Annotated in this window: 14 protein-coding genes, 1 tRNA gene and 1 pseudogene; 6 read left to right on the forward strand and 10 right to left on the reverse strand. The window is 61.6% G+C overall.

The genetic code is table 11. The features are described 5' to 3' along the window. The first annotated feature begins 203 nt into the window (after positions 1-203). The 3 genes from EKH55_RS05555 (at position 204) to sugE (ending at position 3,390) form a co-directional block, all read left to right on the forward strand. The gene (locus tag EKH55_RS05555; protein ID WP_151611128.1) at positions 204-1,601 is read left to right on the forward strand and encodes a DegQ family serine endoprotease; all 1,398 of its coding nucleotides are present in this window, start codon (positions 204-206) and stop codon (positions 1,599-1,601) included. Beyond that, on the forward strand, positions 1,598-2,908 hold the full coding sequence (locus EKH55_RS05560) for a replication-associated recombination protein A (RefSeq protein WP_151611129.1): 1,311 nt from the start codon (positions 1,598-1,600) through the stop codon (positions 2,906-2,908). The genes EKH55_RS05555 and EKH55_RS05560 overlap by 4 nt, the downstream gene beginning before the upstream one ends. 167 nt (positions 2,909-3,075) lie before the next feature. Beyond that, entirely contained in the window at positions 3,076-3,390 is a 315-nt protein-coding gene (gene sugE / locus EKH55_RS05565) for a quaternary ammonium compound efflux SMR transporter SugE (protein ID WP_069457919.1), read from the forward strand. Between the two features lie 45 nt (positions 3,391-3,435). On the opposite strand, the gene EKH55_RS05570 is transcribed toward sugE, so the two are convergent. The 3 genes from EKH55_RS05570 to EKH55_RS05580 are packed head-to-tail and all read right to left on the reverse strand — an operon-like array spanning position 3,436 to position 5,868. After that, on the reverse strand, positions 3,436-4,218 hold the full coding sequence (locus EKH55_RS05570; protein ID WP_151611130.1) for an ATP12 family chaperone protein: 783 nt from the start codon (positions 4,216-4,218) through the stop codon (positions 3,436-3,438). Next, complete coding sequence (locus EKH55_RS05575; protein ID WP_151611131.1) at positions 4,211-4,876, reverse strand: HAD-IA family hydrolase; 666 nt, start codon at positions 4,874-4,876, stop codon at positions 4,211-4,213. Before EKH55_RS05575 ends, EKH55_RS05570 begins: the two co-directional genes overlap by 8 nt. Beyond that, positions 4,876-5,868 (reverse strand): RluA family pseudouridine synthase, encoded by a 993-nt coding sequence (locus tag EKH55_RS05580; protein WP_069457956.1) that lies wholly within the window; start codon positions 5,866-5,868, stop codon positions 4,876-4,878. The genes EKH55_RS05575 and EKH55_RS05580 overlap by 1 nt, the downstream gene beginning before the upstream one ends. A 166-nt stretch (positions 5,869-6,034) precedes the next feature. Here EKH55_RS05580 and EKH55_RS05585 point away from each other — a divergent pair, with 166 nt between their 5' ends. After that, complete coding sequence (locus EKH55_RS05585) at positions 6,035-6,346, forward strand: DUF1883 domain-containing protein (protein ID WP_069457955.1); 312 nt, start codon at positions 6,035-6,037, stop codon at positions 6,344-6,346. Between the two features lie 71 nt (positions 6,347-6,417). On the opposite strand, the gene fghA is transcribed toward EKH55_RS05585, so the two are convergent. The 6 genes and pseudogenes from fghA to lipB form a co-directional block, all read right to left on the reverse strand. Beyond that, positions 6,418-7,251, reverse strand: coding sequence for an S-formylglutathione hydrolase (gene fghA / locus EKH55_RS05590; protein ID WP_151611132.1), 834 nt, complete (start codon positions 7,249-7,251; stop codon positions 6,418-6,420). A 13-nt stretch (positions 7,252-7,264) separates the two neighbouring features. Next, positions 7,265-7,922: pseudogene (locus EKH55_RS05595) on the reverse strand (DUF1345 domain-containing protein). Between the two features lie 101 nt (positions 7,923-8,023). Beyond that, positions 8,024-8,464 (reverse strand): YaiI/YqxD family protein, encoded by a 441-nt coding sequence (locus tag EKH55_RS05600; protein ID WP_069457914.1) that lies wholly within the window; start codon positions 8,462-8,464, stop codon positions 8,024-8,026. A gap of 175 nt (positions 8,465-8,639) precedes the next feature. Then, positions 8,640-9,767: an S-(hydroxymethyl)glutathione dehydrogenase/class III alcohol dehydrogenase gene (locus tag EKH55_RS05605; RefSeq protein ID WP_151611133.1), complete on the reverse strand. Its 1,128-nt coding sequence runs from the start codon at positions 9,765-9,767 to the stop codon at positions 8,640-8,642. 96 nt (positions 9,768-9,863) lie between these two features. Beyond that, a complete protein-coding gene (locus EKH55_RS05610; RefSeq protein WP_151611134.1) occupies positions 9,864-10,262 on the reverse strand; it encodes a helix-turn-helix domain-containing protein in 399 nt (132 codons plus the stop codon). A gap of 175 nt (positions 10,263-10,437) precedes the next feature. Beyond that, positions 10,438-11,157, reverse strand: coding sequence for a lipoyl(octanoyl) transferase LipB (lipB, locus tag EKH55_RS05615; protein WP_151611135.1), 720 nt, complete (start codon positions 11,155-11,157; stop codon positions 10,438-10,440). 192 nt (positions 11,158-11,349) lie between these two features. Between lipB and EKH55_RS05620 the strand changes: the two genes are divergently transcribed. Then, positions 11,350-11,434: transfer RNA gene (locus tag EKH55_RS05620), tRNA-Leu, on the forward strand. 344 nt (positions 11,435-11,778) lie between these two features. Here the strand turns inward: EKH55_RS05620 and EKH55_RS05625 are convergent. After that, positions 11,779-12,222: an SRPBCC family protein gene (locus tag EKH55_RS05625; protein ID WP_151611136.1), complete on the reverse strand. Its 444-nt coding sequence runs from the start codon at positions 12,220-12,222 to the stop codon at positions 11,779-11,781. Positions 12,223-12,743: 521 nt separating this feature from the next. On the opposite strand from EKH55_RS05625, the gene EKH55_RS05630 reads away from it, so the two are divergent. Beyond that, complete coding sequence (locus EKH55_RS05630) at positions 12,744-14,693, forward strand: PrkA family serine protein kinase (RefSeq protein WP_069457910.1); 1,950 nt, start codon at positions 12,744-12,746, stop codon at positions 14,691-14,693. Positions 14,694-14,704: the final 11 nt, after the last annotated feature.

Raw genomic sequence — 14,704 nt, forward strand, 5'->3', positions numbered from 1 at the left:
TCGGCTCTGAGCGAGGTTTTGCGCTTGTGCATCGGGCCAGTGGACGCAGCGGCCGTGCGTTTGCCTTTTTTCTCGCGAAATCCTATCTGAACCTCGTACATGCCGCCCGAACTGTTTGGGGGAGTGTCCATGGAAAGACCAGCGTCCGGGACGCGCCCGTCGAATGCGGCGCGCTTCCACGGGAATGAAAGGGAGAATGCTTCATGATATTTGGCGGTCGGGTTCTGTCGGCTCTTGTCCTTGCAATCGCCATGTCGAGCTCCGCCGGGGCGCAGGACGCCAAGGTCGTTCCCCAATCCCGCGTCGAAATGCAACTCTCCTTCGCGCCGCTGGTCAAGCAGACGGCGAATGCCGTGGTCAACGTCTATGCCGAGCGGGTCGTGGAGCGGCGCTCGATATTTTCCGGAGATCCCTTCTTCGAGGAATTCTTCGGCCAACGCATGCCTAATCGCAGCGAGAAGCAGTCGTCGCTCGGATCGGGTGTGATCGTCGGCCGCAATGGCGTCATCGTGACCAACAACCACGTCATCGAAGGCGCCGACGACATCAAGGTGGCACTTGCGGATGGGCGTGAATTTCCCTGCAAGATCGTGCTCAAGGACGATCGTCTCGATCTTGCGGTGTTGAAGATCCAGGCGGACGGCCCGTTCGATGTCGTTCCGATCGGCGATTCGGACGCGGTCGAGGTGGGTGACCTTGTCCTGGCCATGGGTAATCCGTTCGGCGTCGGGCAGACCGTGACAAGCGGCATCGTTTCCGCGCTCGCCCGCAACCAGATTTCCAATGGCGATTTCGGCTTCTTCATCCAGACCGATGCAGCCATCAACCCGGGGAACTCCGGCGGCGCCCTGATCAACATGAACGGCGAGCTGATCGGCATCAACACAGCCATCTTCTCGCGCGGCGGCGGCTCTAATGGCGTTGGCTTTGCGATTCCCGCCAATTTGGTCAAGGTCTTCGTCGCTTCGGCGGAAGGCGGGGGCGGCTCTTTCATTCGTCCCTTTGTGGGTGCTACGTTCGAACCGGTCACCTCGGATATCGCGGAAGCACTCGGGCTTGATCGAGCCCGCGGCGCATTGGTCACGGCGGTGCTGCCCAATGGTCCGGCCGCACATGCCGGGCTGAAGCCCGGGCAGGTGGTGACGTCGGTCAACGGGATTGCGGTCGAACATCCCGATGCCCTCGGCTACCGACTGACGACAGTGGGAATCGGCCATGAGGCGCGCGTGACGGTCGCGGACCATGGGAAGGCGCACGACATCACCTTGAAGCTGGAGCGGGCGCCGGAAACCGAGCCGCGCGACGAAAGGCTGATCGAGGGCAGGAATCCTTTCGCCGGCGCGATCGTGGCCAATCTGTCGCCGCGGTTGGCGGAGGAACTGCGCATGCCGACCTCCTCGCAGGGTGTCGTCGTCGCTGCGGTCAATCGCGGTTCGCCGGCGGCGCGAATCGGGCTCGCGCCAAAGGACATCGTCCGTTCGGTGAATGGGGTGACCATCGACAGCTCGAAGATGCTTGAGAGCGTCGTTGCCGAAGAGGCCTCCTTCTGGCGCGTCGAGATCGAGCGCGACGGCCAGATCATTCGTCAGTTTTTCCGATGAGCGACCTCTTTTCCCCGCATGAACCGCCGGAAATGGCCTCGGCAAGACCGCTTGCCGATCGACTGAGGCCGAAGACGCTCGCTGAGGTCACCGGACAGGAGCATTTGACGGGCGCCGACGGTACGCTCACGCGGATGATCGCCTCCGGCTCGCTCGGCTCGATGATCTTCTGGGGCCCGCCCGGCACGGGCAAGACGACGGTGGCGCGCCTGCTCTCAGGCGAGGCGGGGCTCGCCTTCGAGCAGATCTCGGCGATCTTCTCCGGTGTAGCCGATTTGAAGAAGGTCTTCGAAGCCGCCCGGACCCGGCGCATGTCCGGGCGTCAGACGCTGCTGTTCGTCGACGAGATCCATCGCTTCAACCGTGCCCAGCAAGACAGCTTCCTGCCGGTCATGGAAGACGGTACGGTGATTCTCGTCGGCGCCACCACGGAGAATCCGTCCTTCGAACTCAACGCCGCGCTTCTGTCGCGAGCGCGGGTGCTGACATTCAAGCCGCATGACGAGGCGAGCCTGGAGGAGCTGTTGACGCGGGCGGAGACGGCCGAGAGCCGGCCGTTGCCGCTCGACCCCGACTCGCGCGCGAGCCTGATCCGCATGGCGGACGGGGACGGCCGGGCCGTGCTGACGCTGGCGGAAGAGGTCTGGCGCGCAGCCCGCAAGGACGAAATCTTCGATGCCAAGGCACTCCAGGAGATCGTCCAGCGCCGCGCGCCCGTCTACGACAAGGGCCAGGATAGCCACTATAAACTGATCTCGGCGCTTCACAAATCCGTGCGCGGCTCCGACCCGGATGCCGCACTCTATTATCTCTGCCGCATGCTCGATGCCGGCGAGGATCCGCTCTATATCGGGCGACGGCTGGTGCGCATGGCGGTCGAAGATATTGGCCTTGCCGACCCGCAGGCACTGGTGATCTGCAATGCGGCCAAGGACGCCTATGATTATCTCGGCTCGCCGGAGGGGGAACTGGCGCTGGCACAGGCTTGCGTCTATCTCGCGACCGCGCCGAAGTCGAATGCCGTCTATACCGCCTACAAGGCGGCGATGCGGTCGGCAAAGGAAAACGGCTCGCTGTTACCGCCGAAACATATCCTCAACGCCCCGACAAAGCTTATGAAGGGGGAGGGCTACGGCGACGGCTATCGCTATGACCACGACGAACCGGACGCCTTTTCCGGGCAGGATTACTTCCCGGAAAAAATGGGACGACAGACGTATTACGATCCGCCGGAGCGCGGTTTCGAGCGCGAGATCCGCAAGCGCGTCGAGTGGTGGGCGAAGCTTCGGCGCGAGCGGAACTCCTGACGTTATTAACTCTGCCGACGGTGCAGGGCAGGCCTGCGATCGATTGTCTTGCGGCCGTCGAAAAACCTGTGCGATAGCTAAGCCTCGATTGCAGACGGCTGCACGGATCGGGATGATTGATCCGAACCTCCGCGGGGACGGCCTCGCTCCAGACGAAGGAGTTGAAAATGGCCTGGTTCACCCTGCTGCTCGCCGGAATTCTCGAAATCGGCTGGGCAATCGGCCTCAAATACACGGACGGATTCACGCGTTTGGTTCCGACAGTGTTCACGGCCGGCTCGATGGTCCTGAGCATTGCTCTGCTCGGCATCGCCGTCCGTTCGCTGCCGCTCGGTACGGCCTATGCGGTGTGGACCGGTATTGGAACCGTCGGAACAGTGGTTCTCGGCATCGTTCTGTTCGCTGAGCCCGCCAACGCCGTTCGCCTCGGCTGCATCGGTCTCATCGTCGTGGGCATTGCAGGCCTGAAGCTCGTTGCCTGACTGCGCGTGATGTATGAGGCACTTGCCGTTGCCACAGGGCCTGCTCTATCTCAGCGCCTCCAGCACGGCGGCGGCGGCCCGCATCTCTTGCCAGCGGTTCTCACGCCGTTGGATAGCCTCCCCGTCGGTGCCCCAATGTTCGATCTGCCAATCCTCGTCGACATGGGCGGCCGCCCAGGCGTCCTGCGTCGACAGGCGGCCGCTTGCAAATGCGAGCGCCAGCATTGCCGATCCCGTCAAAGCGGTGATCGTGTGCAGGCAGGCGAGACCAAGCGGGGTCGCGAAGGCGCGCAGGGCATCGGCAAATGCCGAGATCGCCTCGGGCGGCTGTTCCTGATGGATGACGCCTTCTGCCAGGATGAAACGGGCGCCGAGCGATTGGGCGGCCCAGTCGAGCACGGGGTTCCAACTATCATTCTGCCGCTTCACCAGCCCCTCGGGACTATCGGCGCGATAGCAGAGGAGATCGCTGCCGGCGAAGCGCAGAATATCGTCGAAGACGGCGCGCTGGTCGAGCGCGACGCCGTCGATCGCCGTGTTGACCAGGCGGGTCAACGGCATGGCGGGCGGATTGATGACCTCGCCCTGCGCGTCCCATTCGGCCGCCAGAAGCTCCGCAAGCTTGCGCGTCGGCACGGCCAATGGCCGCCTGGCCGGCGTCCGTACGCTCCTTCCGTCCAGGAGCACCGCATGGCCGCTATCCGCTGGAGCAACGCTGACTTCCTTGTAGAAGCGCTTCGCCAGGGGCTTGTGCATCTGGATCTGGGCGCGCCGCACCGGGTCCTCATGGGTGAGGGCGCTTTGCAATTCGTCGCGAATATCAGGCATGGCTTGCCTCCATCCATTCGATTATGTCGGCCGGCACATGGGCGATGTGGTCGGCACCGGCCTCGATCAGCGCCGGTACGCTGGCGTAACCCCAGGAAACCCCGAGAGCACCGGCGCCGGCCGCCTTGGCCATTTGCATATCATAGATCGCGTCGCCGATGACGATCGTGTTCTTCGGGTCGACGCCCGCTTCCGCGCAGCACTCCACCACCATGGCCGGGTGGGGTTTCGAAGGACAGTCGTCGGCAGTGCGCGAGACGTAGAAGAGCTTATCGAAACCGTGCGCCTCGGCGATGTGGCTAAGCCCGCGTCTCGATTTTCCGGTGACGGCGCCGATCAACAGCCCGTCTCGGCCTGCCAGGCTCTCCACCATGTCCGCAATGCCCGGGAAAAGGGCTTCCTGCAGATGTCCTTCGCCGCGCACCGAAGTGAAGATTGTCTTGTAATGCGCCGTCATCGCCGTGATTCGGCCATCAATGCGACTCTGATCCATAAGACGGGCAATCGCGATGTCGAGCGTCAGCCCGATGACCGCGCGCGTCGCCTCGGCCTGCGGTCGCGGAAGTTCGAAGGCGTCGAAGGTGCGGCCCATCACTTCGTGAATCAGCCCGGCGCTGTCGACCAGCGTTCCGTCGCAATCGAAGAGCACCAGTTTCATCAATCCTCCTCGCCGGCGGTGTTCTCGTCGAAGCCAAGCAGGTTCCAGCTCTGCACCATATGCGGCGGCAGCGGAGCGGTGATCCTCAGCCGGCCGCCGTTCGGATGCGGAATGTCGATATGCCGGGCGTGCAGGTGCAGCCGATTCTGAATGCCGCCGGGAAAGGCCCAGTTGATGTCGGCTTCGAAATATTTCGGATCGCCGATGATCGGATGGCCGATATGCGCGGCGTGGACGCGCAGTTGATGCGTGCGGCCGGTATAGGGTTCCATCTCGAGCCAGGCCAGATTCTGGCCCGCCTGTTCGATGATGCGATAATAGGAGATCGCGTGGTCGGCGCCCTCGTCGCCGTGCTTGGCGATCCGCATGCGATCGCCATCGGGCGTCTGCTCCTTGACCAGCCAGGTGGAAATCCGATCTTCGCGCTTGCGCGGAACGCCCTTGACGAGCGCCCAATAGCTCTTCTTGGTATCGCGTTCGCGGAAGGCGGCGGTCAGCTGCTGTGCGGCGCCGCGCGTGCGGGCGATGACGAGCACGCCGGAGGTGTCGCGGTCGAGCCGATGGACGAGCCGCGGCTTTTCGCCCTTCTGGCTTGTCCAGGCTTCGAGCATTTTGTCGATGTGCCGGCTGACCCCCGAACCACCCTGAACTGCAAGCCCCGCCGGCTTGTTGAGAACGATCACCTTGGCATCCTCGTGCAGCACCATGCGTGACAGCAGTTCGGCATCGGAGGAGTTGCGCAGGTCGCGTCCGGCGATCGGTCCGGACTTGCTGTCCTTGGGATCGACGCCAAGCGGAGGAATGCGGATTGTCTGTCCCGGCTGGACGCGCGTGTCGGATTTCGCACGCGCGCCGTCGACGCGGATCTGGCCGGAGCGCAAGAGCTTCTGCAGCGGCCCGAATCCCAGTCCTGGGAAATGTACCTTGAACCAGCGGTCAAGGCGCATCCCCGCCTCATCGCTGTCCACCTGCCTGTGTTCAATGCCTGCCATCTGCGCGATCCGCTTCCATTTAATCAGCAAGGCTCTACCCCATTGCGACCGCCAGAGCCAGCCCGCAGCATTCGCCCGCATGCGAATGGCCAAAACCATTCGTTAAGCGGCGGCCGCTACGATCGTGAGACTTCCCTTATATATGCAAGAAGGCGGGTATTTGCCGATGGCGAAGCAAGCTTTGAACTATACCCATTACGACCTGAAGGCCCAAAGGGCTGGTACCCGCATCGAGATCACGCTGTCTGCAGTCGCCAATGTTCGCCTGATGACCGACGTCAATTTCACGCGTTTTACAGAAACGCTGAAGCACCAGTTTTTTGGTGGCGTCGCGCGGAAATCGCCGCTCCGGATGACCATCCCGGAGACGGCGCACTGGCATGTGGTGATAGATACTGAAGGCCTTCAGGGCCTTGCCGAATCGAGCGTGCGCGTCATCGAAACGGCCGGCCAGCCACGTATGCAGCCGGCGCGTTGACAACAACACCAGCAATTCCAAGCGCAACAGCGACCTTTGCGCATCTATAAAGACGCACGGCGCAGTAGGTCTCAGCCGAGCCTCTCGGCGTGCCACTTCAGGTGATCGTCCATGAAGGTCGAGATGAAGTAATAGGAATGGTCGTAGCGCTCGTGCATGCGGAGCGTGAGCCCGATGCCGGTGCCTTTGACCACGTCCTCGAAGAGCCACGGACGCAGCCCGTTTTCGAGGAAGCTGTCGGCCTTGCCCTGATCGATCAGGAATTCCGGGAAGCGCGCGCCATCCTCGACGAGTGCGCAGGCATCGTATTCCCGCCAGGCGGTCTTGTCGGCGCCGAGATATTTTTCGAAGGCGCCGACCGACCAGTCGGCCGAGGAGGGCGCGACGATCGGCGCAAAGGCGGAGCAGCTCTTGAACCGGTCAGGATTCTTGAGCGCCATGGTCATGGCGCCATGGCCGCCCATCGAGTGCCCGAATATGCCCTGGCGGCTCGGATCGATGCGGAATTGCTCGCCAATGAGCGCAGGCAGTTCCTCGGTGAGGTAGGTGTACATCTGGTAGTGCTCGGCCCAGGGCTTTTCCGTTGCATCGAGGTAAAATCCTGCGCCTTTGCCCATTTGCCAGTTCGTAACCTCGTCGGGCACATCGCCGCCGCGCGGGCTGGTATCCGGGCAGACGATGATGAGGCCGAGTTCGGAAGCCATCCGGCGATACTCGCCCTTCTCCATGACGTTGGCATGCGTGCAGGTGAGGCCGGAGAGATACCAGAGCACGGGACGGGCCGCTGTGACCGCCTGCGGCGGCACATAGACGGCGAAGGTCATTTCTGCATTGCAGGCTTTGGAATCATGGGCGAACACGCCCTGCATGCCGCCGAAAGCAGTATTCTGTGAGACGATTTTCATGGGACTCTCCTGATCAGGTACTGCCGGCAAGTTGGACCGCGGCATTGACCGCGGCTGCGACGAGCACCGTGTTGAAAAAGAAGGAAACGATCGCGTGCAGCAAGCTGACGCGCCGCATTTCCGTCGTGGTAACGGCAACGTCGGACGTCTGCGCGGTCATGCCGATCACGAAGGCGAAATAGAGAAAGTCGTAACCGCCGGGCTCGTTCGTTTCCGGAAAGAGGAGCCCGCGCGCCGCGGGCGCGCGGATAATCGCCCTGGCAGTCGGCAAGCCAATGGAGATGCGCATAATGCAGTGCCGCCATCGTGTGGATCGTCGCCCAGCCGAGCGCGACCGATGCGAAGGCGAGGATCAGTTCGATGCCGCTGCCGCCATCCTTTCGATTGAGCGCCAGGAACAGGACCACGAGCGAAACGGCCGCGGCGGTAAGCGTCACGAGGAAGATGATGGGCTCCGGCTCGCCCGTGTCGCGCGCATTGGCCCGCAGGTAGCTTCCCGTGAGCTTCGGGAGCAGGGATGCCGTGATGGCAAGATAGATGCAGAAAAACGTGATCGCTGCGGTCTCGATCGCCTGATCGCGGAACAGCGGGAGGCTTAGCGCAAAACTGAGAAGCGCGCCGGCAAGCGCGAGATAGAACGGCCAGTGTCTCAGACGTGTGTTGGGGTTCATCCGCCGCTCCGCTTGTCGCTGCTGCTGTCCCGCTATGTCGTGCCCGATTTGATGATAGCGAGATGCAGCGACCAAAAGTGCTACAGCGAGCTTTCCGGATTTTACCTTTTGACCTGCCGGCAAAGCCGGTCAAGCGTTTCGAGAAATGCCGAACGATCCCTGGCGGTGAAGGCTGCATTGTAGCCCTTGCTCTCACCTGTTTCCCTGAGATGCGCGCCGAGGTCGCGCATGGCGGTTGCCAGACCGATATTGGCGCGATCGAAGACGCGGCCGGCGGGTCCGGTGACGAGGGCTCCCGCGACCACGCAACGCGCGGCAAGCGGTACATCGGCTGTGACCACGATGTCGCCTTGGCCCGCCCGTTCCGCGATCCAGTCGTCCGCCGCGTCGAAGCCGGCCGAAACGACGACGTTGCGAACCATCGGGTCACGTGATGGGCGCAGCCCCGAATTGGCAACGAAGGTCACTTCCATCCCGCGGCGCTCGGCCACTTTCAGGACTTCCGCTTTTACCGGACATGCATCGGCGTCGACATAGATCATGACAATTGCTTCTGCAGGAAAGCAAAAACCCCAGACCGCAAGTGATGGCAATCACATGGGTCCGGTGCTTTGTTCCGCCGAACTAAGCAGGTCCGCAAAAATGTTCGACGGATTTGCGATGAGAACCTGCGGCAAATCTAAGCAGATAATCGTGGGTAACCCCATGAACATCTGCTCAGTAGACCACGACGCTTCTGATGCTTGTCCCCGAATGCATCAGTTCGAAGCCCTTGTTGATCTCTTCGAGCGGCATGGTGTGGGTGATCATCGGATCGATCTCGATCTTGCCCTCCATGTACCAGTCGACGATCTTCGGCACGTCGGTGCGGCCGCGCGCGCCGCCAAAGGCGGTGCCCATCCAGGTGCGGCCGGTGACGAGCTGGAACGGCCGCGTCGCAATCTCCTGGCCGGCCCCGGCCACCCCGATGATCACCGACTTGCCCCAGCCGCGATGCGACGCCTCGAGCGCCTGGCGCATCACCTTCACGTTGCCGGTGCAGTCGAAGGTGTAGTCGGCGCCGCCGATCTGGTCGGCGCCGCGCTTCGTCATATTGACGAGATAGGGCACGATGTCCTCGCCGACCTCGGTCGGGTTGACGAAGTGGGTCATGCCGAACTTCTCGCCCCAGGGCTTCTTGTCGTTGTTCAAATCGACGCCGATGATCATGTCGGCGCCGGCAAGCCGCAGGCCCTGGATGACGTTCAAACCGATGCCGCCGAGACCGAAGACGATCGCCGTCGAACCGATTTCGACCTTGGCCGTGTTGATGACGGCGCCGATGCCGGTGGTGACGCCGCAGCCGATATAGCAGATCTTGTCGAAGGGGGCGTCGGGATTGACCTTGGCGACGGCGATCTCCGGCAGCACGGTGAAGTTCGCAAAGGTCGAGCAGCCCATATAGTGGTGCAGCTTCTCGCCGTTGAGCGAGAAGCGCGAGGTGCCGTCCGGCATCAGCCCTTGCCCCTGGGTGGCGCGGATGGCGGTGCAGAGATTGGTCTTGCGCGACAGGCAGGACGGGCAGGAGCGGCATTCCGGCGTATAGAGCGGAATGACGTGATCGCCTTTCTTCACGCTCGTGACGCCGGGGCCGACATCGACGACGATGCCGGCGCCCTCATGGCCGAGGACGGCCGGAAACAGCCCCTCCGGATCGGCTCCCGAGAGGGTGAAATCGTCGGTGTGGCAGATGCCGGTCGCCTTGACCTCGACGAGCACCTCGCCAGCCTTCGGGCCTTCGAGTTGCACCGTCATCACTTCCAGCGGGTTGCCGGCCCGAACCGCAACGGCGGCGCGTACGTCCATTCTTTATCTCCCTAGATTCGCAAACACATTTGGCGCTACGATTCAATCGTCAATACAACGGCGCGCGGAGCGCGTAAGCTGAAAAAACGCAATATCCTAGTCTTCTTCCTGATCGGCGCGCCCGATTTCCATCTCGAGCGTTGCAATGGCTTCCCCTGTCTGCGCGTGCAGTTTCTTGACCAGATCGAGTTGCTTGCGCAGTTGGTTCTGCGGTGGTTCCGCGGTCTCTTCATCCGGTCCGCGCCCGACTCCGGCAATCAGCCAGACGGGTGTCACGCCAAGCACCCCCGCGAGCATGAAGAGCCGATTGGCTCGGGGTTCGGCGCGGTCGCGCTCCCAAGAGGAGATGGTTTCGCTACGAACGCCGAGCTTGCTCGCAAGATCCTTCGTCGTGAGCTTCGCCGCGTCCCGTGCTCTCCAGATGCGGCCGCCCAGCGTGTCGCCGTCTCCCGTCTGGTGCAGACGCGCAATCGCGGATTCGGTGGATACGTGCATGATAGCTCCTTTCGCCTGTTATCGTTGTCGGGGCGCAGGAAGCGCCCTTGACTGCCCGCTGTGGGGCGAAGGTGAGATGAGCTTATAGGCTTTTAAGTACGGCCGGGGCAATCCGAAGCGGCAAAAAGAGGGCCAAATGCGCCTGATCGCCGCGGCGGTTCTGCTTCGAGTGTTTCTAGCCGTTATCCGCCTGCGTGGGACCGAAGATCAGTTCGAAAGAGTCTCTGAGCCGGATATCGACATCCGTCATCATGACCGGCCGTCCAAGATCGACGAGGCTCGTCACGCCGTAGCCGCGGATGCCGCAGGGTACGATACCGTTGAAGTGATCGAGATCCGGGTCGACATTGAGCGAGAAGCCGTGGAAGCTCACCCATCGGCGCAGCCGGATGCCGATCGCCGCGATCTTGTCCTCGGCGATGGATCCGTCCATCAGCGGCGGCTTCTCCGGCCGGCGCACCCAGACGCCGACACGGTCTTCGCGGCGCTCGCCCTTGATGTTCATCGAATCGAGCGTGGCGATGATGACGCCTTCCAGCGCCGCGACGAAGGCGCGGACATCCTGCCGACGTCGCTTCAGGTCGAGCATGACGTATGCGACCCGCTGCCCGGGGCCGTGATAGGTATATTCGCCGCCGCGGCCGGTCGCAAAAACCGGGAAACGGTCCGGCATGACGAGATCGGCGGCATCGGCGCTCGTGCCGGCCGTATAAAGCGGCGGATGCTCGACCAACCAGACCAGTTCGTCGGCGGTGCCCGCCGCAATCGCCGCCGCCTCCCGCTCCATCGTTTCGACCGCCTGTGGGTAATCGACAAGGGCAGGGGCGATGCGCCACCGCACCGGCGGCGATCCCGGCGGAGCAAACATTTCTTTGCTGAGGTTTTCTCGCTGCATGGCGGTCCGCATTGCTGTTTTGCCACTTGTACATGGGACGGACGGCGGCAAGAGTCCAGCGTTTCCAGTGCTTTCAGCGGGGCCTGCCGAAATTGTTCGGTTTGCCTTCAAATTTCTGTCGCGATGCCCTTGTGCACCCCAAATGCTTTTGCTACATGCAGCCCCGCCGACGCAATCGGCACCTACCACGATGCGGTCGTGGCGGAATTGGTAGACGCGCAGCGTTGAGGTCGCTGTGGGGCAACCCGTGGAAGTTCGAGTCTTCTCGACCGCACCAAAACTTTCCGGCATTACGCTGGATGAGTCATTTCCTCCATCACATTTTAGCTGAAGCATCCATCCCGCACGATGAGGAGACCTGTCGCGTTGGCGAGCCGGTTTCCCTACAGCGCCGCGTTTCAGACGCGCAAGGTCGCTATCACTCTTTGACCTTACACCCGGACTCCGGTGGGGAAGCAGGAGGTGGAGCTGAAATCGGGGGAGATCCGAACGGTCGCCGCTACAGCATAAAGCCCACCCGGAACTGGCTGAGGCGCAGGCGCGCCTCGGCGCACTGGTAAGCGGATCGCGAAGCTCGACCCGGCGATCCGATGGCAGCGGCCCTTGCGCGACGCTGACGCGCTATTGATCGATTTCAGGCTCGACAAGCCTTGCCAGATTTCGCAGCGACTCCTGCCAGCCGAGATAGCAAGCCTCGGGTGGAATGACGTCCGGCACGCCTGTCTGCTCGATAGCCAGCTCGGTGCCGACCGATACTTTCTTCAAGGTCACAGTCACCTGCATGTCGCCGGGAAGGTTGGGGTCGTCGAACCTGTCCGTATAGCGCAAGCGTTCGCCCGGGACGAGCTCGACATATTCGCCGCCAAAGGCGTGGCTTGTACTCGTTGTGAAGTTCCGAAAGGACATTTTGAACGTGCCGCCGACGGTGGGTTCCAGGTGATGCACGGTGCAAGCGAAGCCGTTGGGCGGAAGCCACTTCGCAAGCGCGTCTGCTTCAAGGAACGCACGATAGATTTTGTCCGGGGTGGTTGCCAGAACGCGGTGCAAGCGTATGGTGCTGGGCATAATCGTTTCTCCTTACGAATTAACGGAACGCACTGATGAATTGCCGATCCATGCGCCGAGGACGAACGAGGCTCTGCCATTCCGACATCGGATCCAACATTTCCTGGAGCCGGGAGTTTGCCGACTGCCGCATTACGCCTTTCGGCCAAGCGCGCCACTCACGAAGCAACAGCCGTACACGATAATGTTGATAGCTAAATTCGCGGAATCCTAAAAAAAAAGTCGGCGAACGGGCAGGGATTAGTTATGATTCATTTTGTCATGCGGATTCGCCCAAGGCGACCGCAATGATGGGGTGACAGAGCGACGAGTCTTGCGGAGCGCGCCTCGAATTTCAAAGAGGCGCCGATCGGTCGGTCCCGAACTGATGTGCGGATGTCGTCGTTAGCTGCTGCTTCGGCATCCGATTCCAGTGCCGGTTATAAAGAAGGAACTTTGAAGTCAGGAAACCGTTCACTTGAAGCAGAAGCCGACAGGCAGCTATCCCGTTTCAACCAAGCGGCCTGCCGCGGGAGAGCACGATGCAAAGGAGTGAATCTGACGTCTTCGACCTCTTTTCGGAGATCTATACGAGTGCAGCGCAAGAAGAGATAAGCCTACAGGAATATCTTCTCGCATGTCGTGACGACAAGAGTATGTACGCCACCGCTCAGGAGCGGATGGTGGACGCCATTGGAGAACCGGTTCTCGTCGATACAAGCGCTGACGAGCGCTTGGGACGGATTTTTGCCAATCGAACCATCAAGATCTATCCGGCCTTTTCCGATTTCTTCGGCATGGAGGACACGATCGAGCGGATCGTCGGCTACTTCCGTTACGCTGCCCAGGGTCTGGAGGAACGCAAGCAGATTCTCTATCTCCTGGGGCCGGTCGGCGGCGGCAAGTCCTCGCTTGCCGAGCGGCTGAAGAGGCTGATGGAACAGCGGCCGGTCTACACGCTGATGGTCAACGGACAGATCAGCCCGATCTTCGAATCGCCCCTCGGCCTCTTTCATCCCGAGCGCATGGCCGATCTTCTCGAGGACAAGTACGGTATCGCCCGGCGAAGGCTGACCGGCCTGATCTCGCCCTGGGCGGCGAAGAGACTCGACGAGGTCGGCGGCGACATATCGAAGTTCAGCGTCGTCAAGCTGACCCCGTCGCGGCTGCGCCAGATCTGCATCGCCAAGACGGAGCCCGGCGATGAAAACAATCAGGATGTCTCCTCGCTCGTCGGCAAGGTCGATATCCGGCAGCTCGAGAACTACAGCCAGGCAGATCCCGACGCCTATTCCCATAGCGGCGGGCTCAATCGCACCACTCAGGGCCTGCTTGAATTCGTCGAGATGTTCAAGGCTCCGATCAAGGTCCTGCATCCGCTGCTGACGGCGACCCAGGAGGGCAGCTATAACGGTACGGAGAATTTCGGCGCCTTTCCCTATCAGGGGACCATTCTTGCGCACTCCAACGAATCGGAGTGGCTGCAGTTCAAGAACAACCGCAACAACGAGGCGTTTCTGGACCGCATCCTGGTGGTCAAGGTGCCCTATTGCCTGCGCGTAACCGAAGAGAAGATGATCTACGAGAAGCTTCTCCGCGAAAGCGAACTGGTAAGCAATCCGTGCGCGCCGGAAGTTCTGGAAATACTGAGCCGGTTCACGGTCTCGACCCGTCTCGTCCCGCACGAGAACTCTTCGCTCTATACGAAGATGCGCGTCTATGACGGCGAGAACCTCAAGGACGTCGATCCGAAGGCACGTTCGGTCCAGGAATATCGCGACGCGGCTGGTGTCGACGAAGGCATGACCGGCGTCAGCACGCGCTTCGCCTTCAAGGTCCTTTCCGAGACCTTCAACTACGATACCAAGGAGGTCTCCGCCGATCCGGTACACCTCATGTATATCATGGAACAGGCGATCAAGCGCGAGCAGTTCCCGAAGGAATCCGAGGCGGCCTATCTCGATTTCATCAAATCGGAACTGGCCACACGCTATGCGGAGTTCATCGGTCACGAGATCCAGAAAGCCTATCTGGAATCCTACAGCGAATACGGCCAGAACCTTTTCGACCGCTATATCGCCTATGCCGATGCCTGGCTCGAGGACCAGGACTTCAAGGATCCGGATACGGGGCAGATCCTCAACCGCAAGATACTGGACAGCGAGTTGTCGCAGATCGAGAAGCCGGCGGGCATTGCCAATCCGAAGGATTTCCGCAACGAGGTGGTCAAGTTCACGCTCAGGGCGCGCGCCAGGAACCACGGGCGCAATCCTGGCTGGACCAGCTACGAGAAGCTACGCGAAGTCATCGAAAAGCGTATGTTCGGTCAGGTCGAGGACCTGCTGCCGGTGATCAGCTTCGGCTCCAAGAAGGACAGCGCCACCGAGAAACAGCATGCCGAATTCGTTCAGCGGATGAAGGAGCGCGGTTATACAGAACGGCAGGTACGCAGGCTCGTCGATTGGTACATGCGGGTAAACAAGGCGGGTTAGGGATGCGCGAC

The organism is Sinorhizobium alkalisoli, assembly GCF_008932245.1.
Taxonomy (GTDB): domain Bacteria; phylum Pseudomonadota; class Alphaproteobacteria; order Rhizobiales; family Rhizobiaceae; genus Sinorhizobium; species Sinorhizobium alkalisoli.

What these genes read in the sequence shown, in the direction of transcription:
- EKH55_RS05570 (WP_151611130.1), bottom strand. Translation starts at nt 4,218, where the DNA reads ATGCCTGATATTCGCGACGAATTGCAAAGCGCCCTCACCCATGAGGAC.
- EKH55_RS05605 (WP_151611133.1), bottom strand. Translation starts at nt 9,767, where the DNA reads ATGGACGTACGCGCCGCCGTTGCGGTTCGGGCCGGCAACCCGCTGGAA.
- EKH55_RS05610 (WP_151611134.1), bottom strand. Translation starts at nt 10,262, where the DNA reads ATGCACGTATCCACCGAATCCGCGATTGCGCGTCTGCACCAGACGGGA.
- fghA (WP_151611132.1), bottom strand. Translation starts at nt 7,251, where the DNA reads ATGAAAATCGTCTCACAGAATACTGCTTTCGGCGGCATGCAGGGCGTG.
- EKH55_RS05630 (WP_069457910.1), top strand. Translation starts at nt 12,744, where the DNA reads ATGCAAAGGAGTGAATCTGACGTCTTCGACCTCTTTTCGGAGATCTAT.
- EKH55_RS05555 (WP_151611128.1), top strand. Translation starts at nt 204, where the DNA reads ATGATATTTGGCGGTCGGGTTCTGTCGGCTCTTGTCCTTGCAATCGCC.
- EKH55_RS05580 (WP_069457956.1), bottom strand. Translation starts at nt 5,868, where the DNA reads ATGGCAGGCATTGAACACAGGCAGGTGGACAGCGATGAGGCGGGGATG.
- EKH55_RS05560 (WP_151611129.1), top strand. Translation starts at nt 1,598, where the DNA reads ATGAGCGACCTCTTTTCCCCGCATGAACCGCCGGAAATGGCCTCGGCA.
- EKH55_RS05585 (WP_069457955.1), top strand. Translation starts at nt 6,035, where the DNA reads ATGGCGAAGCAAGCTTTGAACTATACCCATTACGACCTGAAGGCCCAA.
- EKH55_RS05625 (WP_151611136.1), bottom strand. Translation starts at nt 12,222, where the DNA reads ATGCCCAGCACCATACGCTTGCACCGCGTTCTGGCAACCACCCCGGAC.
- sugE (WP_069457919.1), top strand. Translation starts at nt 3,076, where the DNA reads ATGGCCTGGTTCACCCTGCTGCTCGCCGGAATTCTCGAAATCGGCTGG.
- EKH55_RS05575 (WP_151611131.1), bottom strand. Translation starts at nt 4,876, where the DNA reads ATGAAACTGGTGCTCTTCGATTGCGACGGAACGCTGGTCGACAGCGCC.
- lipB (WP_151611135.1), bottom strand. Translation starts at nt 11,157, where the DNA reads ATGCAGCGAGAAAACCTCAGCAAAGAAATGTTTGCTCCGCCGGGATCG.
- EKH55_RS05600 (WP_069457914.1), bottom strand. Translation starts at nt 8,464, where the DNA reads ATGATCTATGTCGACGCCGATGCATGTCCGGTAAAAGCGGAAGTCCTG.